The 20,097-nt window shown below is 43.0% G+C and carries 13 protein-coding genes; 8 read left to right on the top strand and 5 right to left on the bottom strand.

Translation table 11 applies throughout. From position 1 onward, the window contains the following. Positions 1-286 precede the first annotated feature (286 nt). Positions 287-508 carry a Sec-independent protein translocase subunit TatA/TatB gene (locus tag BROSI_RS03150; protein WP_052562291.1) on the top strand — a complete coding sequence of 74 codons (222 nt, stop codon included), beginning with the start codon at positions 287-289 and terminating at the stop codon, positions 506-508. Positions 509-1,293: 785 nt separating this feature from the next. On the opposite strand, the gene BROSI_RS03145 is transcribed toward BROSI_RS03150, so the two are convergent. After that, a complete protein-coding gene (locus BROSI_RS03145) occupies positions 1,294-1,974 on the bottom strand; it encodes a Crp/Fnr family transcriptional regulator (protein WP_052562290.1) in 681 nt (226 codons plus the stop codon). 369 nt (positions 1,975-2,343) lie between these two features. On the opposite strand from BROSI_RS03145, the gene BROSI_RS03140 reads away from it, so the two are divergent. Next, on the top strand, positions 2,344-4,491 hold the full coding sequence (locus BROSI_RS03140) for a Tex family protein (protein WP_052562289.1): 2,148 nt from the start codon (positions 2,344-2,346) through the stop codon (positions 4,489-4,491). Here BROSI_RS03140 and BROSI_RS03135 read toward each other — a convergent pair. Further along, complete coding sequence (locus BROSI_RS03135) at positions 4,436-4,828, bottom strand: GNAT family N-acetyltransferase (RefSeq protein ID WP_261338884.1); 393 nt, start codon at positions 4,826-4,828, stop codon at positions 4,436-4,438. The two genes, BROSI_RS03140 and BROSI_RS03135, sit on opposite strands and share 56 nt — an antisense overlap. Before the next feature lie 362 nt (positions 4,829-5,190). Here BROSI_RS03135 and BROSI_RS03130 point away from each other — a divergent pair, with 362 nt between their 5' ends. Both BROSI_RS03130 and BROSI_RS03125 read left to right on the top strand, forming a co-directional pair. Continuing rightward, complete coding sequence (locus tag BROSI_RS03130; protein WP_052562285.1) at positions 5,191-7,407, top strand: TonB-dependent receptor plug domain-containing protein; 2,217 nt, start codon at positions 5,191-5,193, stop codon at positions 7,405-7,407. A gap of 587 nt (positions 7,408-7,994) precedes the next feature. Then, the gene (locus tag BROSI_RS03125) at positions 7,995-8,789 is read left to right on the top strand and encodes a transglutaminase-like domain-containing protein (RefSeq protein WP_052562283.1); all 795 of its coding nucleotides are present in this window, start codon (positions 7,995-7,997) and stop codon (positions 8,787-8,789) included. Between the two features lie 315 nt (positions 8,790-9,104). Here BROSI_RS03125 and BROSI_RS03120 read toward each other — a convergent pair whose 3' ends face one another. From BROSI_RS03120 to BROSI_RS03105, 3 genes are all read right to left on the bottom strand, one after another. Then, positions 9,105-10,529 carry a TolB-like translocation protein gene (locus tag BROSI_RS03120; protein ID WP_157842346.1) on the bottom strand — a complete coding sequence of 475 codons (1,425 nt, stop codon included), beginning with the start codon at positions 10,527-10,529 and terminating at the stop codon, positions 9,105-9,107. 22 nt (positions 10,530-10,551) lie between these two features. Continuing rightward, entirely contained in the window at positions 10,552-11,457 is a 906-nt protein-coding gene (locus tag BROSI_RS03115; RefSeq protein WP_052562278.1) for a tetratricopeptide repeat protein, read from the bottom strand. A gap of 669 nt (positions 11,458-12,126) precedes the next feature. Then, complete coding sequence (locus BROSI_RS03105) at positions 12,127-13,296, bottom strand: outer membrane protein assembly factor BamB family protein (RefSeq protein ID WP_052562274.1); 1,170 nt, start codon at positions 13,294-13,296, stop codon at positions 12,127-12,129. Between the two features lie 279 nt (positions 13,297-13,575). On the opposite strand from BROSI_RS03105, the gene BROSI_RS03100 reads away from it, so the two are divergent. The 4 genes from BROSI_RS03100 (at position 13,576) to hzsC (ending at position 20,057) form a co-directional block, all read left to right on the top strand. Continuing rightward, complete coding sequence (locus BROSI_RS03100; protein ID WP_052562272.1) at positions 13,576-15,900, top strand: ATP-binding protein; 2,325 nt, start codon at positions 13,576-13,578, stop codon at positions 15,898-15,900. Positions 15,901-15,922: 22 nt separating this feature from the next. After that, positions 15,923-17,311 carry a sigma-54-dependent transcriptional regulator gene (locus tag BROSI_RS03095; protein WP_052562269.1) on the top strand — a complete coding sequence of 463 codons (1,389 nt, stop codon included), beginning with the start codon at positions 15,923-15,925 and terminating at the stop codon, positions 17,309-17,311. Positions 17,312-17,815: 504 nt separating this feature from the next. Next, positions 17,816-18,946, top strand: a complete 1,131-nt coding sequence (gene hzsB / locus BROSI_RS03090; protein ID WP_052562267.1) for a hydrazine synthase subunit beta — start codon at positions 17,816-17,818, stop codon at positions 18,944-18,946. Between the two features lie 88 nt (positions 18,947-19,034). Beyond that, a complete protein-coding gene (hzsC, locus tag BROSI_RS03085; protein WP_052562265.1) occupies positions 19,035-20,057 on the top strand; it encodes a hydrazine synthase subunit gamma in 1,023 nt (340 codons plus the stop codon). The last annotated feature ends 40 nt before the right edge of the window (positions 20,058-20,097 follow it).

The raw sequence follows: 20,097 nt of genomic DNA, 5'->3' as shown, positions 1-20,097 counted from the left end.
AGTATAGCGTTTCAGTAAAATATATACGTAAAAAATTGTTTTTGCGAGGAGTGGAGCAAAGAAGCAATCTCTTGTTTCTAAAAGACTTCAGATTGTTTTGCTGTTGCTCACAATGATGATACGGATAGAGACACTTTCATGAAATGCTATGCTGGCTGCAATACCGAATCATCGATTCCTGACCCTGATGAACTGGTGTTTTTCCCAAAAACAAATTCGTTGATTTTCATCAGTCCAATGATATAATTTTGGTATTATAGAGAATTTTTTATAAGGAGGCATGAATATGTTTAGTATGCCAGGTGGTTGGGAATGGCTTATCATCCTGATTGTGGCTCTTCTGATCTTTGGTAAAAGACTTCCGGAAGTTATGAAATCCCTGGGGCGGGGCATCGTTGAATTTAAGAAAGGAGTAAAGGGAGTCGAGGAAGATGTAGAGGAATCGAGTAGTAAACCTGCGAAGAAGATAGAGTCTGAAAAGGACGCCACCAAGCAGGAAAGCAAATAACTAGTGTAAAATGTATATTCTGGAATTACATTATAGGACACGGGGCAACGTGTACCTACGTCGACATTTTGGGTGAATGATTGCAGAAGACCGATTCAAATTCAATTTTTAAAATAGGGGTAATTTAACAATGAGAGACAAGAGAAGACAAAGGCTGACATGGCGCAGTAAGCGGGCAAATCATGGAAAGATGGGATGCAAGGGAAGAAGGGTGGGAAGATATAAGTAAAGCAAGACTTGGAGCCCTCGGCTGTCAGCGTTCAGCTCATTCAGGAGTATCACAATCCAAAAGCCACTTGGTGATGAGTGGCTTTTTCTTTTGACACAGCATAATAAAAAATATGTGCGGATTTTATTCTTCAGCAAATCACTCTGTGTTCAATGTCATGATAACAGCGGTTAGTCCCGATACATTTCAGCGCCTGCCTCGCCTGCCTCTGACAATCTTCTCCAGCAGCCCTTTCCTGGCAAACAATTCAAGAGCAAGCTGGATATTCTCTGTCACATCGCATCTGTCGGACATGGGGAATTTCTCCCTTTTGTAAAAATCCTGAACTCTTACAGGAGTATTACCATTACCAAAGAAATCAGGGTACTGATTATTATAAAAACAAAAAAAGCGCTCATGTGTCCATCCTTTCTCTTAAGGTAAAATTGACAAAGACATTACTTCTCCGTTTCATTTGGACAACATGATATGAAATTCTTTCAATGCTGTATGTGATGTATATCACAATTTTAAAAAATATTTTTAAAATCGTAAAAGACAGATTAGCCAAATTACATTACGTAATTCCACTCAGAACAATTTTTCTTCCCTTATAAGAAATAAGGGTTTTGTTTTTCTTTAATATCTTGATAATTCTTGTAATCGTCTCTCGCGATGTGCCAACCATAGAGGAAAGCTCTTGATGACTGGGGGCGTTTAGAATCGTTATGCTATTGCCTGTCTTTATTCCCTGATTATGGGCCAGTTGTTGAAGCACCCTGATCGTTCTTCCATAAACATCTAAAAAGGCAAAACTTTCAATTTTTCCGTTGGCGTTCCTTAAACGGATGCAAATTTCCCTGAGGATTATTTTTACTATATCAGTGTGGTCCGTTATCAATTGACAAAATCGGTTCCGGGTAAGTAAAAACAACGAGGTGTCTTCTACGGCAATTACGCTTGCTGATCGAGGTGCATTGTCCAGGAGGGATAACTCGCCGAAAAAATCGCCTGCTTGTAAAATGGAAAGGACGATTTCTTTACCGTTTTCATTTAAGATGGTTACTTTTACACGACCGGATAAAACAATGTAAAATGAATCTCCGGGTCCGTTCTGATATACAATTGTACAATCCTTCCTGAGACTCTTGATTATCCCAACTTTAGAAAGCATGTCCAACTGTTTATCACTAAAAGGACTAAACAGAGGTACATTTTTTAACCGTGTCGTCAGATCAAATTTTTTCACTTCATTCATGCATTTTCATTTTGTCAATATATTATGAAATTTGATTGGTTCGTTTCGGATGCGCAAGGTAGATGCCAGAAAATATGGAGGGAAAATATCAAAGAATTGTTTTGTTATAAAACCTGCTCTTTATTACAATTGTGACGATGGATGAATACAAAAAGATAAAAATGTGATTGTATAGATGGCTATGTAAAACTGTGTCATGTTACAGAAGTGTGACGTCACACAAGTGTGCCATGATACACTTTCTCATACAAGATGAAAGGAAATGACAGGGAAACAAAAGGATCGTTGAAGCGATTTAGGGAAAATCTGTATTATCATCTTCAATGATTCAATGAAAGTACGTTGGCGCAGCATAAGGAAAGGATTATTATGAATAATGAATACATTTCTCAGATTACCAAAGAACTCAATCTGACAACAAAGCAAGTACAGGGTACCGCCCTACTCCTTGAGGAAGGCGCTACAGTTCCTTTTATTGCACGCTACAGAAAGGAAGCCACTGGTTCTCTGGATGAAATCGCCATTATGACAATTCGTGACCGTCTCGACCAGCTCAGGGAACTGGATAAACGGCGCGAAGCTATTCTTAAGTCTTTAGAGGAGAGGGGGCAACTCACAGACGAACTCAAGGGAAAAATCCTTATAGCAGAGACTATGACGGTACTGGAGGATATATATCTGCCGTATCGTCCCAAACGCCGTACCAGGGCAATTATTGCCAGAGAAAAGGGGTTAGAACCACTGGCTCAGCGCATCTTCACACAGGATGATACCGATCCGTTTGCAGTAGCAGAGGCCTACGTGGATGCGGAGAAGGGGGTTAATTCCGGTGAGGATGCACTTGGAGGGGCGCGGGATATTATTGCCGAATGGGTTAATGAAGATCAAAATGCCCGGGCAAAAATCCGTGAACTTTTTCTGACAAAAGGTGTCTTCAGGACGAAGGTAATTACCGGTAAGGAAGAGGACGGGATTAAGTACAAGGATTATTTCGATTGGGAAGAGCCCGTTTCGACGGCCCCATCCCACAGAATTTTAGCGATGAGGCGCGGGGAAAAGGAGGGATTTTTGGGACTGCGGGTAACTCCTCCTGAAGAAGATGCCCTCGCCATACTTGAATCATTGTTTGTGAAAGGAAACGGGGCTGCTTCCCTGCAAGTCAAGATGGCAGTGCACGATTGCTACAAAAGACTCCTGTCAATATCAATGGAAACAGAGATACGTTTAGATACAAAGAAAAGGGCGGATGAAGGGGCAATTAAAGTCTTCGCTGAAAATCTTCGGCAGCTTTTGCTTGCTCCACCACTGGGACAAAAAAACGTCCTTGCCATCGATCCCGGATTTCGTACGGGATGTAAGGTGGTATGTATGGACAGACAGGGAAAACTGATCCATACGGACACCGTATATCCTCATCAGTCTGAGGCAGGCGCATCTGAAGCTGCTGCAAAGATTCTAAATCTCTGTAAAAGATTCGAGGTAGAGATCATTGCAATAGGAAACGGTACCGCAGGAAGGGAAACCGAGTCGTTTATGAGAAAACTCGACCTCCCGGGAAAGATTCAGATTGTGATGGTGAATGAAAGTGGAGCATCCGTCTATTCCGCTTCAGACGTTGCCCGCGAAGAATTTCCTGACCAGGATGTAACGGTACGGGGGGCAGTATCTATCGGGAGAAGGCTTATGGACCCCCTGGCAGAGCTGGTAAAGATAGATCCTAAATCCATTGGTGTGGGACAATACCAGCACGACGTGGATCAGGGAATACTGAAGCGCAGTCTGGATGACATAGTTATCAGTTGTGTAAATCTTGTTGGAGTCGAGGTCAATACCGCCAGCAAACAACTGCTCATGTATGTCTCCGGCCTGGGACCCCAACTTGCCAAAAACATCGTTGAGTACCGAAACGAACATGGCCCCTTTCGGTCCAGGGAGGAGCTGAAAAAGGTAAATAAATTGGGGGCAAGGGCATTTGAGCAGGCAGCAGGTTTTCTTCGCATCAGTGATGGAGAAAACCCTCTCGACCGGAGCGCTGTCCATCCTGAAAGTTATCATATTGTAGATGCCATGGCAAGAGAGACAAACTGCTCGGTAGTCGATTTGATGAGAGACGAGAATCATCGGAACAGAATAGACCTTTCAAGATATGTAAAAGACTCAGTAGGTTTACCGACATTGCAGGATATCATGAAAGAATTAGCAAAACCCGGTCGTGACCCGCGGGAAAAGTTTGAGCCGTTTAGTTTTACAAAAGGGATCGAAAAGATCGAGGATGTTATGCCCGGTATGAAACTCCCCGGGGTCGTAACTAACATCACTGCATTCGGCGCCTTTGTTGATATTGGGGTTCATCAGGACGGACTGGTACATATAAGCCAACTTTCTGACCGCTTTATAAAAAATCCCAATGATGTGGTTAAGGTTCATCAAAAAGTGAATGTTACCGTACTGGATGTGGATCTCAAGAGGAGAAGAATTTCCCTTTCGTTGAGAAAACAGTCAGAAGCAAAAGCATAATTGACCAGAAAAATGGCCATAGGTCTAATTTAAGTAACCCTCTCAATTTTAAACCCGTACTTTTGAAAAAGTGATATGCCTCCTTTGCGGAAGGATAGGTAAACAGCTTTGCCTCATGGCAGCCTTTTTCCATGAAGCGCTTTATTGTCTCCATCAGGAGTTTTTCTCCGTATCCCTTTTTCCTGTATCCCGGCGCCAAACCCATCCAGTGTAAATTCTCCCCACCCTCCGACACCCAGGCAAACACAAAACCCACGACCTGCCCATCCTCCTTACCAACAAGATAGACGCATTCTTTGTTGTTGAGGCGCTTCTTGACCTCTTCCACAGGGTAAATGTCCTTGAAGTGCAGACGTTCAACCTCAAGACTCTTGGCGTGTAATTCGTTAGTTTTATTAAATTATTAGTTGACATCAGATATTTGGTTTGCTATAAAGCCTAAAGTTCTTAAAACCCAAAATTTCATTATTGACTTTTCGTATAACAGAAAAACGTTTCGATAAGGGCAAAGCCTGAGCAATCAAACAAAAAAAGGGTTTTTACCATACCAGGAAAATCCATGATCATCTGAATCGCATTTATCACGAAAACAGAGTAAAAGTAGCACACTGTACAAAATACATAGTTCCGCTACTTAGAGTTAGCGTTGTCACGGCATGCGCTGTGGCAAATCAACGATAAATCTTTAGGAACTGTTGTTTGGTTAAACCGCCCCAAAACAAAAGAGATTTATTATTCCTACCCTTTGTATACTCCAGTATTTTGTTTAGCTGCATTCCTTTCTATTCGTTTACGATCCTCGCCGAAGGCACAGAAGCAACCCACATAACTGAAAGCCATTCCAATAATGAGAAAGACGCTTCTTATACCGGCGCTGTTCTTAAGGAGGAATTCGCAACAGAATGTCTCTGGCTGGCGTGCGATCAGACGACAGCCCTTGCCACACGTCAGGAGACCCCTCTCAGCAAAGCGCCAAGCATTGTTACTGTAATTACAGCCGAAGAGATTAAAAATTTAGGATACCGCACCTTTATAGAAATTCTGAGGACGGTACCAGGATTTGAAATTTTAAAAAGAGGAGATTTGGGAATATCTCTTCCTGTGGTACGGGGTGTTCAATGCGAAAACAGGGTAAGGGTAATGGTGAACGGGCATTTTACGATGAACCCGGCAAGGGGAGGCATATTTGAAACGTTTGATGATTTCCCCGTAGAAAATATAAAAAGGATAGAGATTATCCGGGGACCGGGTTCTGCCGTGTATGGTGAAAATGCGTTTTTAGCGGTTGTTAATATTATTACGTTTGACGCAAAGGATATCGACGGGGTAAAGGTAAGCAGTGGTTACGGAAACTTCGACACCTATGATGAAAATATCACGTTTGGTAAGACCTTTGGAAAACTTGGAATTTCCGGCATGGCCAGATACAGACAAACTAACGGTTTTGATGGAATTATTGAAAGTGATACGCAAACATTAATGGATAACGCACTGTCCTCTTTGGGTTTCCCTCCCGCGTCATTGGCGCCAGGAAGAATACATGACGATAGGCAGGAATATGACATGGAATTGAAAGCCACATACGATGATTTCTATTTTAATGGATGGTACACAAATAAAAGGGCTGATACTTTTATTGGACCTCAATATGCCTTAACTGACGTATCTTTTTTTGAAATTGATTATGTTTTTGGTGAGGTTGGATACAAGAAAACATTCGATGAGAGCTTTACAATAAGACCTAGGGTTTATTATGACCAATTTGATGCGGATAATTATATTAAGGCACTACCAGATGGTACAACCTTACCTTTTGATACAGATGGAGACGGTGTAATTGACACTTTTACAACCTATCCAGATGGGATTACTCAACGTCTTAAAGTGATTGAAAGAATAGTTGGTACAGAACTCCCCTTCGATTATAGATTATTCGATGGAAATATTTTTACTCTGGGTATGGAATACCGATTAATCAACCAAGTCCCTAAAAGCGCTTCATATAACTATAATCCAGAAACGCTGGAACCCCTTGATTCCATGCAGAGTTTTACGGATACACATCCATTTTTTGAAGACCACACCCGCAGGATTTTGTCATTTTATTTACAGGATACATGGGATATTACCGATACCTTAAACCTTACATTAGGAGTAAGGCATGACCGTTACAATGATTTTGGCGAGACAACCAGTCCCCGGGCTGGGCTGACGTGGGCATTTATGAAGAATGCATCGGTAAAAGTCCTTTACGGGGAGGCGTTTCGTGCGCCAAATTTTTTAGAAATGTTTACCCTTATCAAACCTTCTATTCAGGGAAATGAGGATTTAGATCCCGAAAGAATTAGAACGTATGAAGTGGGTTTAAATTACCAGTTTAATAAACACGTTACGAGCAGTATTAACTATTTCAATAATGATATCAAAGACCTCATTGTGCTTCGTGCGTTATCAACCACCCAGGGTACTACACGATATGAAAACTTTGGAGATGCGCACGTACAGGGTATCGAAACGGAGACGAAGATAGACATAACAAAAGGTAATTACGTATTTATGAATTATACCTTCCAGAATCCGGAAGATGGCGATGGCGATGACATGCCATTTGTGGCACAGCACTTTGGCAACTTTGGTGTGAACGCCCACTACTGGAAGTATATCAATACCAACCTGAGCACCTTTGTGAGCGGGAGACGTTCCAGGGAAGCAGGCGACCCCAGAGATGACTTACCGTCCTATGCACTACTTAATCTCTCTGTTATTGCAAAAGAATTCTTTAAAACCATGGAGGTTCAGGGTACGGTATTCAACTTGCTTGATAAAGACTATAGTGACCCAGGACCTATTTCCATTCCGGACGATTTTCCCAGGCCGGGGAGGACGTTTTTTGTCGGATTGAGTTACCGATTTTAGTTTATGCAGGTGTCTCGTTTTGCTACAGGCGTCCTGTTTCTTTACAGTGAATCTCCATTTTAGCAACACGCTCAAGTAATACGATACTCGTTCCCAAACTCTGCTTGGGAACGCATCTGGCTGAGAAACTTTGTTTCGAGGAAACCCATACCTGAATTTTGCATACCACACTCACATGAAACAGAGTTTCTAGATCATTGTGTTCCCAAACAGAGTTTGGGAACAAGCAAATGTGGTGTAGAGCAAAGAGACCCTTCGTTCTCCATTAGGAAAGCCGTCGAATGCCTCATTTAAAGCAACATTCCCAAAAGTAGAGTAAGTATCTGAAATATTCTTAAGTTTCATCACGTTTAACCGATATTATTGAGCAAAGGCTTTTTGAATTCTTCAGCGGCTCTGATGCGTTAATTTGACAACATAGGTAATATCTCGTAAAATAGCTTGGTGTTTACAGTAATACACTAAACAGTAGTTATCCGAAGCCGTCTTTGGTTATGTGCGTGTAAATAAGGATGTTTTGCGTAACCAAAACAGGTTTTGTAGAGAAACTAATTTTAGTCAACTCTATAAACAGGGAGGATAATATTATGAGATCTTTGTTTGCAATCATAATCTCAGGAATTTTGGCAACTTTATGCTGTGGAAAAGCATTTGCTGATGTTTCCTATGCCGACCTGTTTTTGGCCGGAAGGGGTTATAAGCCAGTTGAAGATATCTGGACAGAAAAGCCGATTGTGACTTATGCTCCGGATGGAAGCAGCATTCCTGATAACCCACTGTATAAAGAATGGTGTATCAATACCTTCAATAACGGTGAACAGATATACGAGGCATATAAGGAAATAGCTTTTGATATTGACTATCGGGCCGAACCGCCAAAGACAGATGACTGGCAGACACCCATAGAAACACGTCAAAGGAAAAAGGGCGACTGCGAAGATTCTGTCTTTCTGTTCTTTTCCCAGCTTTCCGGCCTGAATATTGACGGAGATATCGTATGGGGCTGGGTGGTAGACAAAGATACCTCGGTCGCCTTTGCCCATGTATGGTATCAACTGTTTGATAAGCGTGGCAGGGCATATGTCGTGGAAGGTTTTTCAAAGGAGTGGAATGGGATTATCCCCGAGGAGATGGTTGGCGGGGCTGAAGAACGCGTGCCAACCTTGACATTACGGCATAACCGGTTAAATCGAACGGTGGATGAGGTAATTCCAACCTTCGCGGAATCTTTTGAGGATGGGCAGTTCCCCTGGGGTATTTATCTTAATAATACCGCCACTATCAGGGAAATTTTTCAAAAACTTCAGGGTATGTTTACCCGTTACAGCGGACAGATGCATCAATTAACTGCAAGCGTGCAGCCATCGACCCTCCGCAATTAAAGGGTACGAATCGGGAAAAAACCCGATCCCTAATCCGAAAGAGTCGAAAGAGATAAAATCAGAATATGGCTAATGGCAAGATGGTTGGATGGTTATACGGTTTTTCTTTTGCTGGTTCAATCGTCCTCGATTGAACCGAAACGTTTGGCATGATTTCGTTTCACAGTACGAGTTTAAAACTTAAGAGCATCGTTCAAATATATATAGTTGAATCTGTAAGATTGAATCAGCCTTCAATCATATCTATACTCAAAAAACCATGTAACCATCCAGCCATCTAATCGTTCAGTCATATATTTTTGCTAAAGCGCCTTTTTATTCTCCCAAAGAGCCCTGTCCATTGATCTTTTGGGCATAAATATCCCAATAACTCTTATCTTTGTGACGGCCATCCTGCCAGACAATGATTGCCCCACCCGTCCCATCATTCATCAATACAGGAAAACATTGGGTATCTGGTGCTGTACAGACAGCAACACCATTGTTGCTCCACTTCGAAACTCCCTTTGGATCAATCCTCTGGGCATACAAATCAAACGTAGCGCCACGGTTATCGTCCCACGCCATTATTGCACCGCCTGCACCGTCTCCCGTGATATACACATAATTTTGGATACCTGATTCAGCACATACGGTCAAACCATCTTTTCCCCACAGGGCGTTGCCTGCAAGGTCAACTCGTTGCGCATAGATATTGAATTCGCCGCTGCGCATATCCCACCAGGCAAGGATGACACCACCTGCTCCATCACTGGTAATCATCGGATAGTTTTGATTGCCTGAAGCGGTACATACCGGAATACCGTTATCCAGCCAGTGAACAACTCCGTTCCCATCCACCTGCTGGGCAAAGATATCATTATTGCCATTACGGGTATCGACCCATGCCACGATTGCCCCTTCAGCGCCGTTACCAACAATGACCTGAAAACTTTCGTGCCCTAACGCAGTGCATACTGCTAGCCCACTTTTTTCCCATAATACATTACCACCTCCATCGATTCGTTGTGCATAGATGTCAGCATAACTTCTCCGAAAATCTTGCCATGCAACAATAGCGCCCCCCGTTCCATCGTTCACTGCTATGGGTGCGCCCTGTGCACCCGAAGTTCCGCAAACAAGCACCCCATTTTTTGCCCATAGCATCTCCCCACTTTGATTAATACGCTGGGCATAGAGGTCTGCATAGTGGGTACGAAAATCCTGCCAGATAATAATCGCCCCTCCTGTGCCATCAGTTGTAATGCATGGACTGTTCTGTGCGTTAATTTCGTTACATATGGGTATACCATTGATTGTCCATTGAAGGTTTCCGTCTGCATTAATACGTTGGGCATAAATATCGCAATTGCCAATGCCACTTCGCATATCCTGCCAGACAATAATCGCCCCTCCCGCACCGTCACCGATAACCTTTGGTCGATTCTGATTTTCTGCCGCAACACAAATAGGCACGCCGTCCTTTGTCCAAAGGACATTTCCATGGGCATCAATCCGTTGGGCGTAGATATCAAAATGGCTGTCACGCGCATCTTCCCAGGCAATAATGGCGCCACCGGCGCCGTCACTAATTATTTGTAACGAACTTTGCTGGCCAATCGCCGTACAGATGGCCGTATTCTCCCGTGCGGTAAAGGACCATGCAGCCAGGACAATTTGCTGCAGGTTCGCCAGTGCGAAAAAAACCAGTACCACACAACCGGATATCGTTTGAAATATTTTCTTTGAGATGGTTTTCATGATGTTTTTTTTCAAATAATAATTATTTTTTAATCCCTGCATACAAGAGGGGGTCCAGTTCCATGGCTTTGTTATAAGTTCTCATAGACTCGTTATATTTTCCCATATTATACAGACTATTCGCTTTGTTATGCCACGCCCTTGCGCTCTTCGGGTTAATTTCAATAGCCTTATCAAAGGCCTTGACTGCATCATCATACATACCCAGGCTGTTCAGGATAATCCCCATATTATTCCATGCCCATCCCCTGTTTGGGTTTATCTGAACCGCATTACTGAAGAGTTTAAGGGCGTCATTGTATTGATCGAGCAGAATTAGTACATAGCCTTTCCCATGCCATGCCAAATCTTCCTTTGGATTGATTTCAATGGCCTTTTCAAAGGTCTGCATTGCGTCATGGTTTCTCCCTAACGCAATCAGGACAATACCTTTATTATACCAGCCGGCTGCAAGTTTTGGGTCCGAAGCAAGTACCTCGTCGTATAACTTTAAGGCTTCTGCAAAATTACCTTTCTTATAGAAAGCAATCCCCTTATTCACCCGGGTAGCATTACGGCCCGGATTGATGCCGAGCGCCTTGTCATAAGCCTGAATGGCCAGATCATAATCTCCCAGGCAATATAGGGCATTTCCCAACCCATCCCATGCATCAAAGTACTTTGGGTAACATGCAATGGAATTATTATATGCCCTGACGGCCCGTTCGTATCTACCCCGTTTATAGTTCGATTGTCCATTTCTGATCCACTTCCTTGCGCTGTGTTTTTTGGACGAGGTTTTGTAGATATTTCCTTTCATAGTAACAGCCCAGGTAATATAGCATGGAAGACAAACAGAAATTATCAGGAGGAAGGACAGTACCTTACAAAGATGCCCCTGCACTAAGGCAGTAAGCAGAAACGATGGTGTATTGAATTTAAGATGCATACCCTCAAAGCCAATGCAAGAACCGGGACTGTAATTTTAAGATAAACACGAAAATATTCCAAAATCTTATAAAAATCACCTGGCAAAATCAAATTAATTATCATGAGGAAATCCAACGCAGATATTGAAAGAGCGATTCAGGTAAAGGATGGCAGTTCAGAAGCGAAATTTTTTCAAATTTTTTTACCCAATCTCCCCTATTTGTGCAAATTTTTCTCAAATGGTAAACAAAGGGAAATACTCAAAAAAGACAGAAGGTATCCCGCTGAAAATTATCTGGAATTCCAGAATGTATATTTTAAAAACAGAAAAGGAGAAAAATATAGGAATTCGATGGTAAGGCCATTATCATGGGCAAGTTGTTTATCATTGTGAATGATTGCATCACGCAGTGGTTGAGCAAAGTGTTATTTATAGTCAAGGATACGAATCTTGTGTTTGTACAAAAAAGAGGTCATCCCATCGGCATAACAAAAAGGTGGTAATGTCCCTTGAATGATTATTCTGTCATAGGATGTAGTCATCGCTACATTTCATCTATTTAGAAATGTAATTCTTGGGGGGATTACTACCTTAAAGATCTTCCGAAGCTATAAGACCTGTCTAACTAAACCTAATGTAGGCATTTACAGGCAGTCTGGGAACGTAACTGCTATCTATAAAGGTAAGTTATTTTTCAAACATTGGTACAGATTCCGTCTGTATTGTGCCACCGATGGCGTACAGGTGATTGTCGTTTGATCCGATATAGATGGTTCCATCGGCCCCTATGGCCGGAGATGATTCAATAGCCCCTTTCGTCTGAAATGACCATTTCAGGGTGCCATCAGCATTGATGGCGTAAAGTTTCCCGTCACTTGAACCGATATAAACGGTTCCTTCCACATCAATGGCAGGTGAAGATTCCACCCAATTGTTGGTCTTAAAACTCCATTTGAGTTTACATTCTGGAAGGACGGCGTATACAAAGCCATTATATGAGCCAAAGACAATTGTCCCATCCTCTGTAATAGCAGGGGTGCAATGGACGGCCTTTCCCGTATTGACATACCATTTTACATTGCCGTCCGGTTTAACGGCGACCAATCTGCCGCTGTCTGTGCCCAAATACACAGTGCCATCTGAACCTATTGACGGAGAAGAATAGGAATCGTATACACCGGTTCCAACACGTTTTACCCATTTTTCGGTTCCATCAGGAGATAATGCATGGAGCGCTCCACTTACCTCGAAGAGATAGACGGTGCCATCAGTTCCGAGTGCAGGTGATGCTGTTATATTGCTGTTAGCAGTATATTTCCAGTTTAGCTTGCCATCGGTTGTGATGGCATAGAGGGTATTATCGTCTGAACCAAAATAGAGACTGTTATCGGTAACAGCAGCAGAGGAGAGGATAATGCCCCCGACCTGATACGTCCATTTGAGTTTGCCTTCGGAAGTGATCGCATACATCTTTTTGTCCCGGGAACCAATATAAATTGTTCCATCATTTCCAATGGCAGGCGAGGCTGTTATTTCATTACCCACCTGGAATGCCCACTTTGCGTTGCCGTCCGGATTCACGGCATAGAGTCTGCCGTCAATGGAACCAAAATAGATAGTGCCATCGGATGCGATGGACGGAGAGGACGTAATACGGGTGTCTATCTTAAAAGACCATTTTAAGGTATTCGTTTGCGCTCCTTTGTAAGCGCTTTGTCCTGTATGCTGGAGATTGCCTCGAAACATTTGCCATGGGGTTTTTGAAACTTCCTGGGCCTGTACAGATTTGAGTTGAGTAAGAACTGAAATTATAATAAAAATGAACGTGGTCAGATAAGCGATAGTCTTTTTTTGCATTGTTTTTCTCCGGGAGTTTTATCAATTGTTATGGCACAGTATCGTTGCATGAAAAAACCAATTTTGATTTCCCTCAATCCCTTCTGGTAAAGAATGTGCTCGTGTAGATTTTGTTAGGTGCGGTAAAAACTTACAAAAAAGAAGGTTTTTAAGGTACAATGCAACATGGTAAAATAAATACTATAATAAGTCAACAAAAGAACGTTTCTTTGCATGACGAATCATGCCTGTTTGTGATCCGGATAAAAGGTTGGTTTATTTTGGAGTTGTATTCCGAAGATGATGAAAAATAGGACGTGGGCAAAAAGTCTTGTTGGGTTTTTTAAGAGTATCAAGGTTAAACTCATCTGCTATCTCATTCTCATGACAACACTTCCTATCCTGATCGTGAGTAGTACGGCGTATAACCGTGGAAAAAGAGCGTTAAACGAGAAAGTGGTTGAAAAGCTGACCTCTATTGCGGATTTAAAAAAGGCACAACTCAGCAACTGGTTACAGGAAAGGATGGTTGATATTGGGGTGCTTTCGACAAACAAATCTTTAGAGGTATCGTTTTCCAATCTGCTTTACTTGAGAAAAGCATTTCACACTATTGACAGGATGAAAGAATCGGAAATTGGCGAGGTCTATTATAAAAGACTTTCAGAGTATTTAGGCAAACTCAAGGAAAAGTTGATCTATTGTGATGAAATAGCTATCCTCGATGTAGAGAACGGCGAGACCGTAATTTCCACTATGGAATCAAACATAGGGGTAATAGATGGGGATTACAAGTATTATCTTGATGTGCTGGTAAATAATGGAATACCTTTGAAAGATGTCCACTATTCCGGATATACAAAGCGGATAGGAATGACCCTTTTCGGCATCATGAAAAGAACGGATCCAATTACCATGGAGGAAACAGAGATTATCAATGGTATTGTTCTTATCCGTGTAAATACAAATGATGCTATAGGAGCATTGCTGCAGGACTGGCCTGGCAGTGGTGAAACGGGTGAGACCTTACTGGCGCGACGCGACGGGGACCGGTTACTGTTCCTCAATAATACGCGACATCTTACGGATGCTGCATTAAAAATGAGTATCCCTGTGAAAACAATTGTGCCGGAGTCTTTTATGTTAGATGATGAGGAAGAAGGAATTATAAAGGCTTTGGATTACCGGGGGTTAGAAGTCCTTTCGGCTTTTCGTTATATACCTCAGTTGAAATGGGGATTGATTGTGAAGCAGGATACGTCTGAGGCCTTTCAGCCTATTATGGAATTAAAAGATCAGGTAATTACCCTGGCGATTGTAAGTGTATTCGTTATTGTTGTTATCGTTTTTATCCTGGCGCACGGAATCACACAACCCATTCTTCAGTTGGTTCAGGGGGCGAATGCGATTGGGAAGGGGAATCTCGGACATCGCATTCCGATTAACTCAGAAGATGAAGTAGGTATACTTGCATCAGAGTTTAATAAGATGGCTGAGAAATTGGAAGAGTCTTATGCTGGACTAGAGCAAAAGATTCGTGAGCGGACAGCCCAACTGAGGGAATCTGAGGGAAAATATAGAGAATCTATCAATCTCGCTAACGATGCTATTTTTACTCTTGATGCAGACTCGGCACAGATTGTTGATTCAAATAAAAAGGCCGAGGAGCTCTCGGGATATTTAAAAGATGAATTACGACAAAAAAAGATATGGGATATAGTCCCCGAATATGATCGGGAAAAGACAAGACAGTTGTGGATGGTAATAAATCAAACAGGATCTGGTATGCTAGATAATGTTGATTATCAGCATGCAGATGGGCGTCTCACTCCTACCAGTATCAGTGGTAGTGCGATTGAATATGGTAAAAGGAAAACGATTCAGTGGATTTGCCGGGATATTACAGAAAGGAAAAAAATGGAGTTGCAACTGATTCAGGCAGAACGCTTGGCTGCTGTGGGAGAATTGGCTGCGGGTGTTGCCCATGAAGTGAACAACCCGTTAGGAGGATTGCAGAATTTTGTAAAAATGATGAAAAAAGAGCCGGGGAATATATCACAAAATCTGGAGTTTCTTGATCTGATGTCAGAAGGGCTAAAACGGATAGAGGTTATTGTAAAGCAGTTGATGGCATTTTCCAGACCGTACTCTACACACATGTCTAGCCATAGTTTAAATGAGATCGTAGAAAATTCCTTACGGTTTGTGGATCATAGAATAAAAGAGCTTGGAATACGGCTGGAGAAGATTTTGTTTCCCGGTTTACCTGAAATCTATGGAGACCCGGATAATATCTCACAGGTTATTATTAATATTATCGTAAATGCTTTGGATAGCATGCAGAATGGTGGGAGCTTGATAATTAAGACTGGTTACTGTGACTTTCAACCGTCCAGTATACAGGTTGTTGTTTCCGATACCGGGTCGGGGATTCCGGAGGAAATTCTCAATAAGATATTCAATCCGTTTTTTACAACAAAGGAAATGGGAAGCGGATTGGGACTTGCAATCAGCAAGAGAATTGTAGACGATCATAATGGAAACATAGTAGTTAAGAGCAAACCAGGCGAAGGGACAACATTTTACGTTTGCTTGCCAGTGAGAAAAGTAACGGTCTTGACCTGATAAAAATATGTAGGAGCGTAATATGGATGGTAAGGTGCTAATAGTGGATGACGAAAAACTCATGAGAATATCTTTGGAAAGCCAGTTGAAGAAGGAAGGTTATCATGTGAAATCAGTGGATAATGCTCTCGATGGTTTAAAAATGGTTAAATCTGAAGAATATGATGTGGTGGTAACAGACCTGAGATTGTCAGGTATGAACGGAATGGATTTTCTGAAAGAGATTAAAAAATACGATCAGGAAATAATTGTCGTCATCATGACGGCATACGGGACCCTTGAAAGCGCTGTGTTGGCAATCAAAGAGGGGGCGTATGATTATGTCGCGAAACCGTTTTCGACCGATGAATTGATTATTAAACTTCAAAGGGCGTTGCATTTCAAAAATACGGCTGCCGAAGTAAATCGTCTGAGAGGCGAAATACAAGCTGAGTTTGAGTTTTGCAATATTGTCGGAAATAGCGAAGCCATGAAAAAGGTGCTTGAGACTGTTGTGAGCGTTTCGGGGAGAGAGGCGACTATTCTTATACGGGGAGAAAGTGGAACCGGAAAGGAAAAAATAGCGGGCGCCATTCATTACCACAGTTGTAGAAAAATGGGTCCGTTTATTAGGGTGAGTTGTGCAGCATTAAACAGAGAAATACTGGAAAGTGAACTCTTTGGCCATGAGAAGGGGGCATTTACAGGTGCGATTAAGACAAGACGCGGAAGATTTGAGCTGGCAAACGGAGGTTCGATTTTTTTGGATGATGTAGACGACATACCATTGGATATGCAAGTCAAACTCTTACGTGTGCTTCAAGAAAGGACATTTGAAAGAGTCGGAGGGGAAGAAACCCTTAGCGTTGATGTGAGAATTATCTGCGCAACAAAAAAAGACCTTTTGGAACGGGTAAAAGAGGGGGGGTTTAGAGAAGACCTGTTTTACCGGTTAAATGTGGTGCCAATTAGTATTCCGCCGTTACGGGAACGAAAGGAAGATATTCCCCTCTTAATCAATTATTTTTTGAAGAAGTTTGTATCCCAATATGAGGACGCTTTGCCGGATGTTTCACAAGAGGCAATGAATGTGCTGCTGGCCTATGATTGGCCAGGAAATGTCAGAGAGCTTGAAAATGTTGTAGAACACGCCGTTGCGTTTTCTAAATCAAAAGGTATTTCATTAGAAACACTTCCAGAATACCTGAGAAAAGTTGATGTACACAAAGATTTATTGTCAATGGATTTGTATAACAAGCAAGCGATAAGCTTGCAAGACGCACTTACGGAAGTTGAAAAAAAACTTATTCAATGGGCACATCAAAAAACAAATGGTAATCAGGTCAAAATGGCAGAAATATTAGGCATACCCAGAACAACACTTCGCAATAGACTGGTAAAATTGCAATTATTTGACAAATCATCGTCATAACAGCGTGACAATGACATAACACTTCATGACCAAAAATGGTCATTTTTTTATCGCTTTTTCTGGCAAGAAGATAGAACTGCCATCCCCAAGGAACTCTATTTTTTAATGACCATTTGTAGTCTTTTGTCCCAAAATGAATTAGCTGGATATGATTTACCTAACGTCTGTTTTTGCTGAAGGTTGCAGTATATATTTTTTGTAATGGCAAAGCGGTACACATATTGCTCATTTTCCGACTACAATAAATTTTTGTAGGTACTGATGGCTTGCAATAGAGTATGGGTTGTCTCTAGCATACAATGCCGGATAATTTAAACAGAGACACGCAGTGGTGTGGGTAAACTCAATGATAGATTGTAGTATAATGTGAAAGGAGGTGGTTCTGGCGGATTCGTTGAGCAGTAAGTCGGTAAACCGAATTGGTATAAAATGTGGTATTGTAAAAGTGTTTCATGTCTATAATTCCTTAAGATAAGTAGAAGATTTAGGAGGGAAGGAAGAGCGATGAAAGAGAGAGGATGGATAGGAGCGTTGGTATTGGGGGCGGTGATGGTGGGAGGAGGGGTAGCGAATGCTGGATTTATCCAGGGGACGCATGTGAAGACGGACATGCCATCGCCGTTTTTTGTTACGACATCGCCGGATGGAGGGATGTTGTACATTTGCAATCAGTCTGGTCACAGTGTGACGTTTGTGGATGCGAAGACACAGAAGGTGGTAGGTGAGGTGGCAGTGCAGGTGCAGCCGGAGGCAGCGGCGCCCACGCCTGATAATGCATTTTTGTATGTATGCAATGCCGAGAGTGACAGTGTGTCGGTGATAGATATAGCGAGGAAGCAGGCGATAAAGGAGATCAAGGTAGGAGACTGGCCAAGCGGGATCAAGATTTCCAAGGATGGGAAGACCGCGTATGTTGCATGTTCTGGGAACTTGTGGAACACGATCGATGTGATTGATACAGGGAGGATGGAGAAGATCAGGTCGATCTACACGAGTGATTACGGTCCAAGGACGTTGGATATATCGCCGGACGGGAAGACGATAGCAGTGGTGAATGACACGTGTGGTTCCATCAACAGGAGTGTAAACTTTATTGATCTTGCGACGGGGAAGGTGACGGAGAAGAGGGTTATCAGGGAGAGTTCCAACCTGAGGGACATTGTGTACACGCCGGATGGTCAGTATGTGGTGGTGACCTATGAGACGCCGAAGAACTGGTTACCGGTATGCGAGGCGGAGAATGGCGAGGTATTTACGAACAACATAGCGGTGTTAGAGACCAAGCCAGGCGGGAAGGTAGCGAGGATGCCGCTGGACGAGCTCAACAACTATGACGGGAATCCTTATGGGTTGGCGATGGATCCGAAGGGCCGGTATTTGTACATTGGGGTAAGGGGGATGCACCGCGTAACGATATTGGATATGGGCAAGTTATTGAATATCGTGAGGGGAAATTCCCAGGCTGAGCTTGATTATATGAGGGATGACCTTGGATTGGTGAGGGATTATCTCGTGGCCAGGGTGCCAACGGGGCTAGGGCCTAGCTCGGTATGCTTGTCGCCGGACGGGAAGCTCTGCTACGCAGCCAACTATTTTTCCAACAATGTGACGGTGATAAGGACGCCAGTGGATTAATAGGGGAAGGTCGTTGAGAGAAGCAGGACAGGAATTGAGCATGTTTGTAACATTGGAGTATATCTCGATTATAGGAGGATAGAGAAAGATGAAGAGTAGTCTAAAGATTGGTTTAATTGCGGCCCTTGGTATAGCAGGGGTGATGACAACTGGAGAGTTGATGGCGGGTACGCCGCAGGTAGTAGCAACGATCCAGACGGGGCCGGAGTGGGAGCCTCTTCCCAGGGGTGAGCCATTGACGGTGCCTGAGGTGCATTATCGGGTAAAACACTCACCATTCAAGAGTGAGCTGGTGAGGTACGGGCAGTTCATATTCAATGATGCATCATGGGGGTTGCAGGGTGAGTATGCATGCGCCAGCTGCCATTATGAGAGGGGACAGACGACGGGTTTGATCTGGGACCTTGGAGATGAAGGATGGGGAAGCTGGAAGAACGTGAAGTATATCCGTGGCGGAAGGTATTTGCCTCCGTTCAGGCATGAAGGGTTTACGGGTCATCCGGATGAAATCGTAGGTGCAACAAGTTCTCTGGACAGGGTGTGTGGAAGAGACCCTGGGTTTGTGTTCAGGAGCGAGAACTTTTCGCCGGAGAGGTTAGAATCTTTGATTTGTTACATCAGGGCATTGGAGTTTACGGGAAGTCCGTTCAGGAATGCGGATGGCAGTTTGACAGAGGCGGCAAAGAGGGGTGAGAAGTTATTTAACGACCCTGCTGTGGGATGTGCAGAGTGTCATCCGGGGGATGCAATGGATCCGAAAGCCTTGTTTAGCGATGCACAGACCCATGATGTGGGAACCGGTCGTGTAGGAGTGAAGGGTTTCAGGTCAACGCCGGGTAAGGTATTTAACATGCAGGCATTGAATGCCGGTGAGGATCCCTATGGAGAGGAGAGCGATACGCCGATCATTGGGTTGGACCTGGTAAAGGAATTTGATACTCCGACGCTAAGGGACATCTATGCATCAGGCACGTATTTCCATGACGGGAGCGCCAGGACGTTGATTGATACGATCAACAACACGGTAAATGATAAGGACATGCATGGAAGGACGTCACACCTGAGCGCTCAGGATTTGCAGGATTTGGTGGAGTTCCTGAAGGCGCTATAAGTAGTGGAAGTATTGGAAGAGAAAGTAATTGGTTCAAGTG

It is taken from the genome of Candidatus Brocadia sinica JPN1 (assembly GCF_000949635.1).
GTDB classification, from domain to species: Bacteria; Planctomycetota; Brocadiia; order Brocadiales; family Brocadiaceae; genus Brocadia; species Brocadia sinica.
This window is presented reverse-complemented; position numbering and strand designations above follow the sequence as displayed.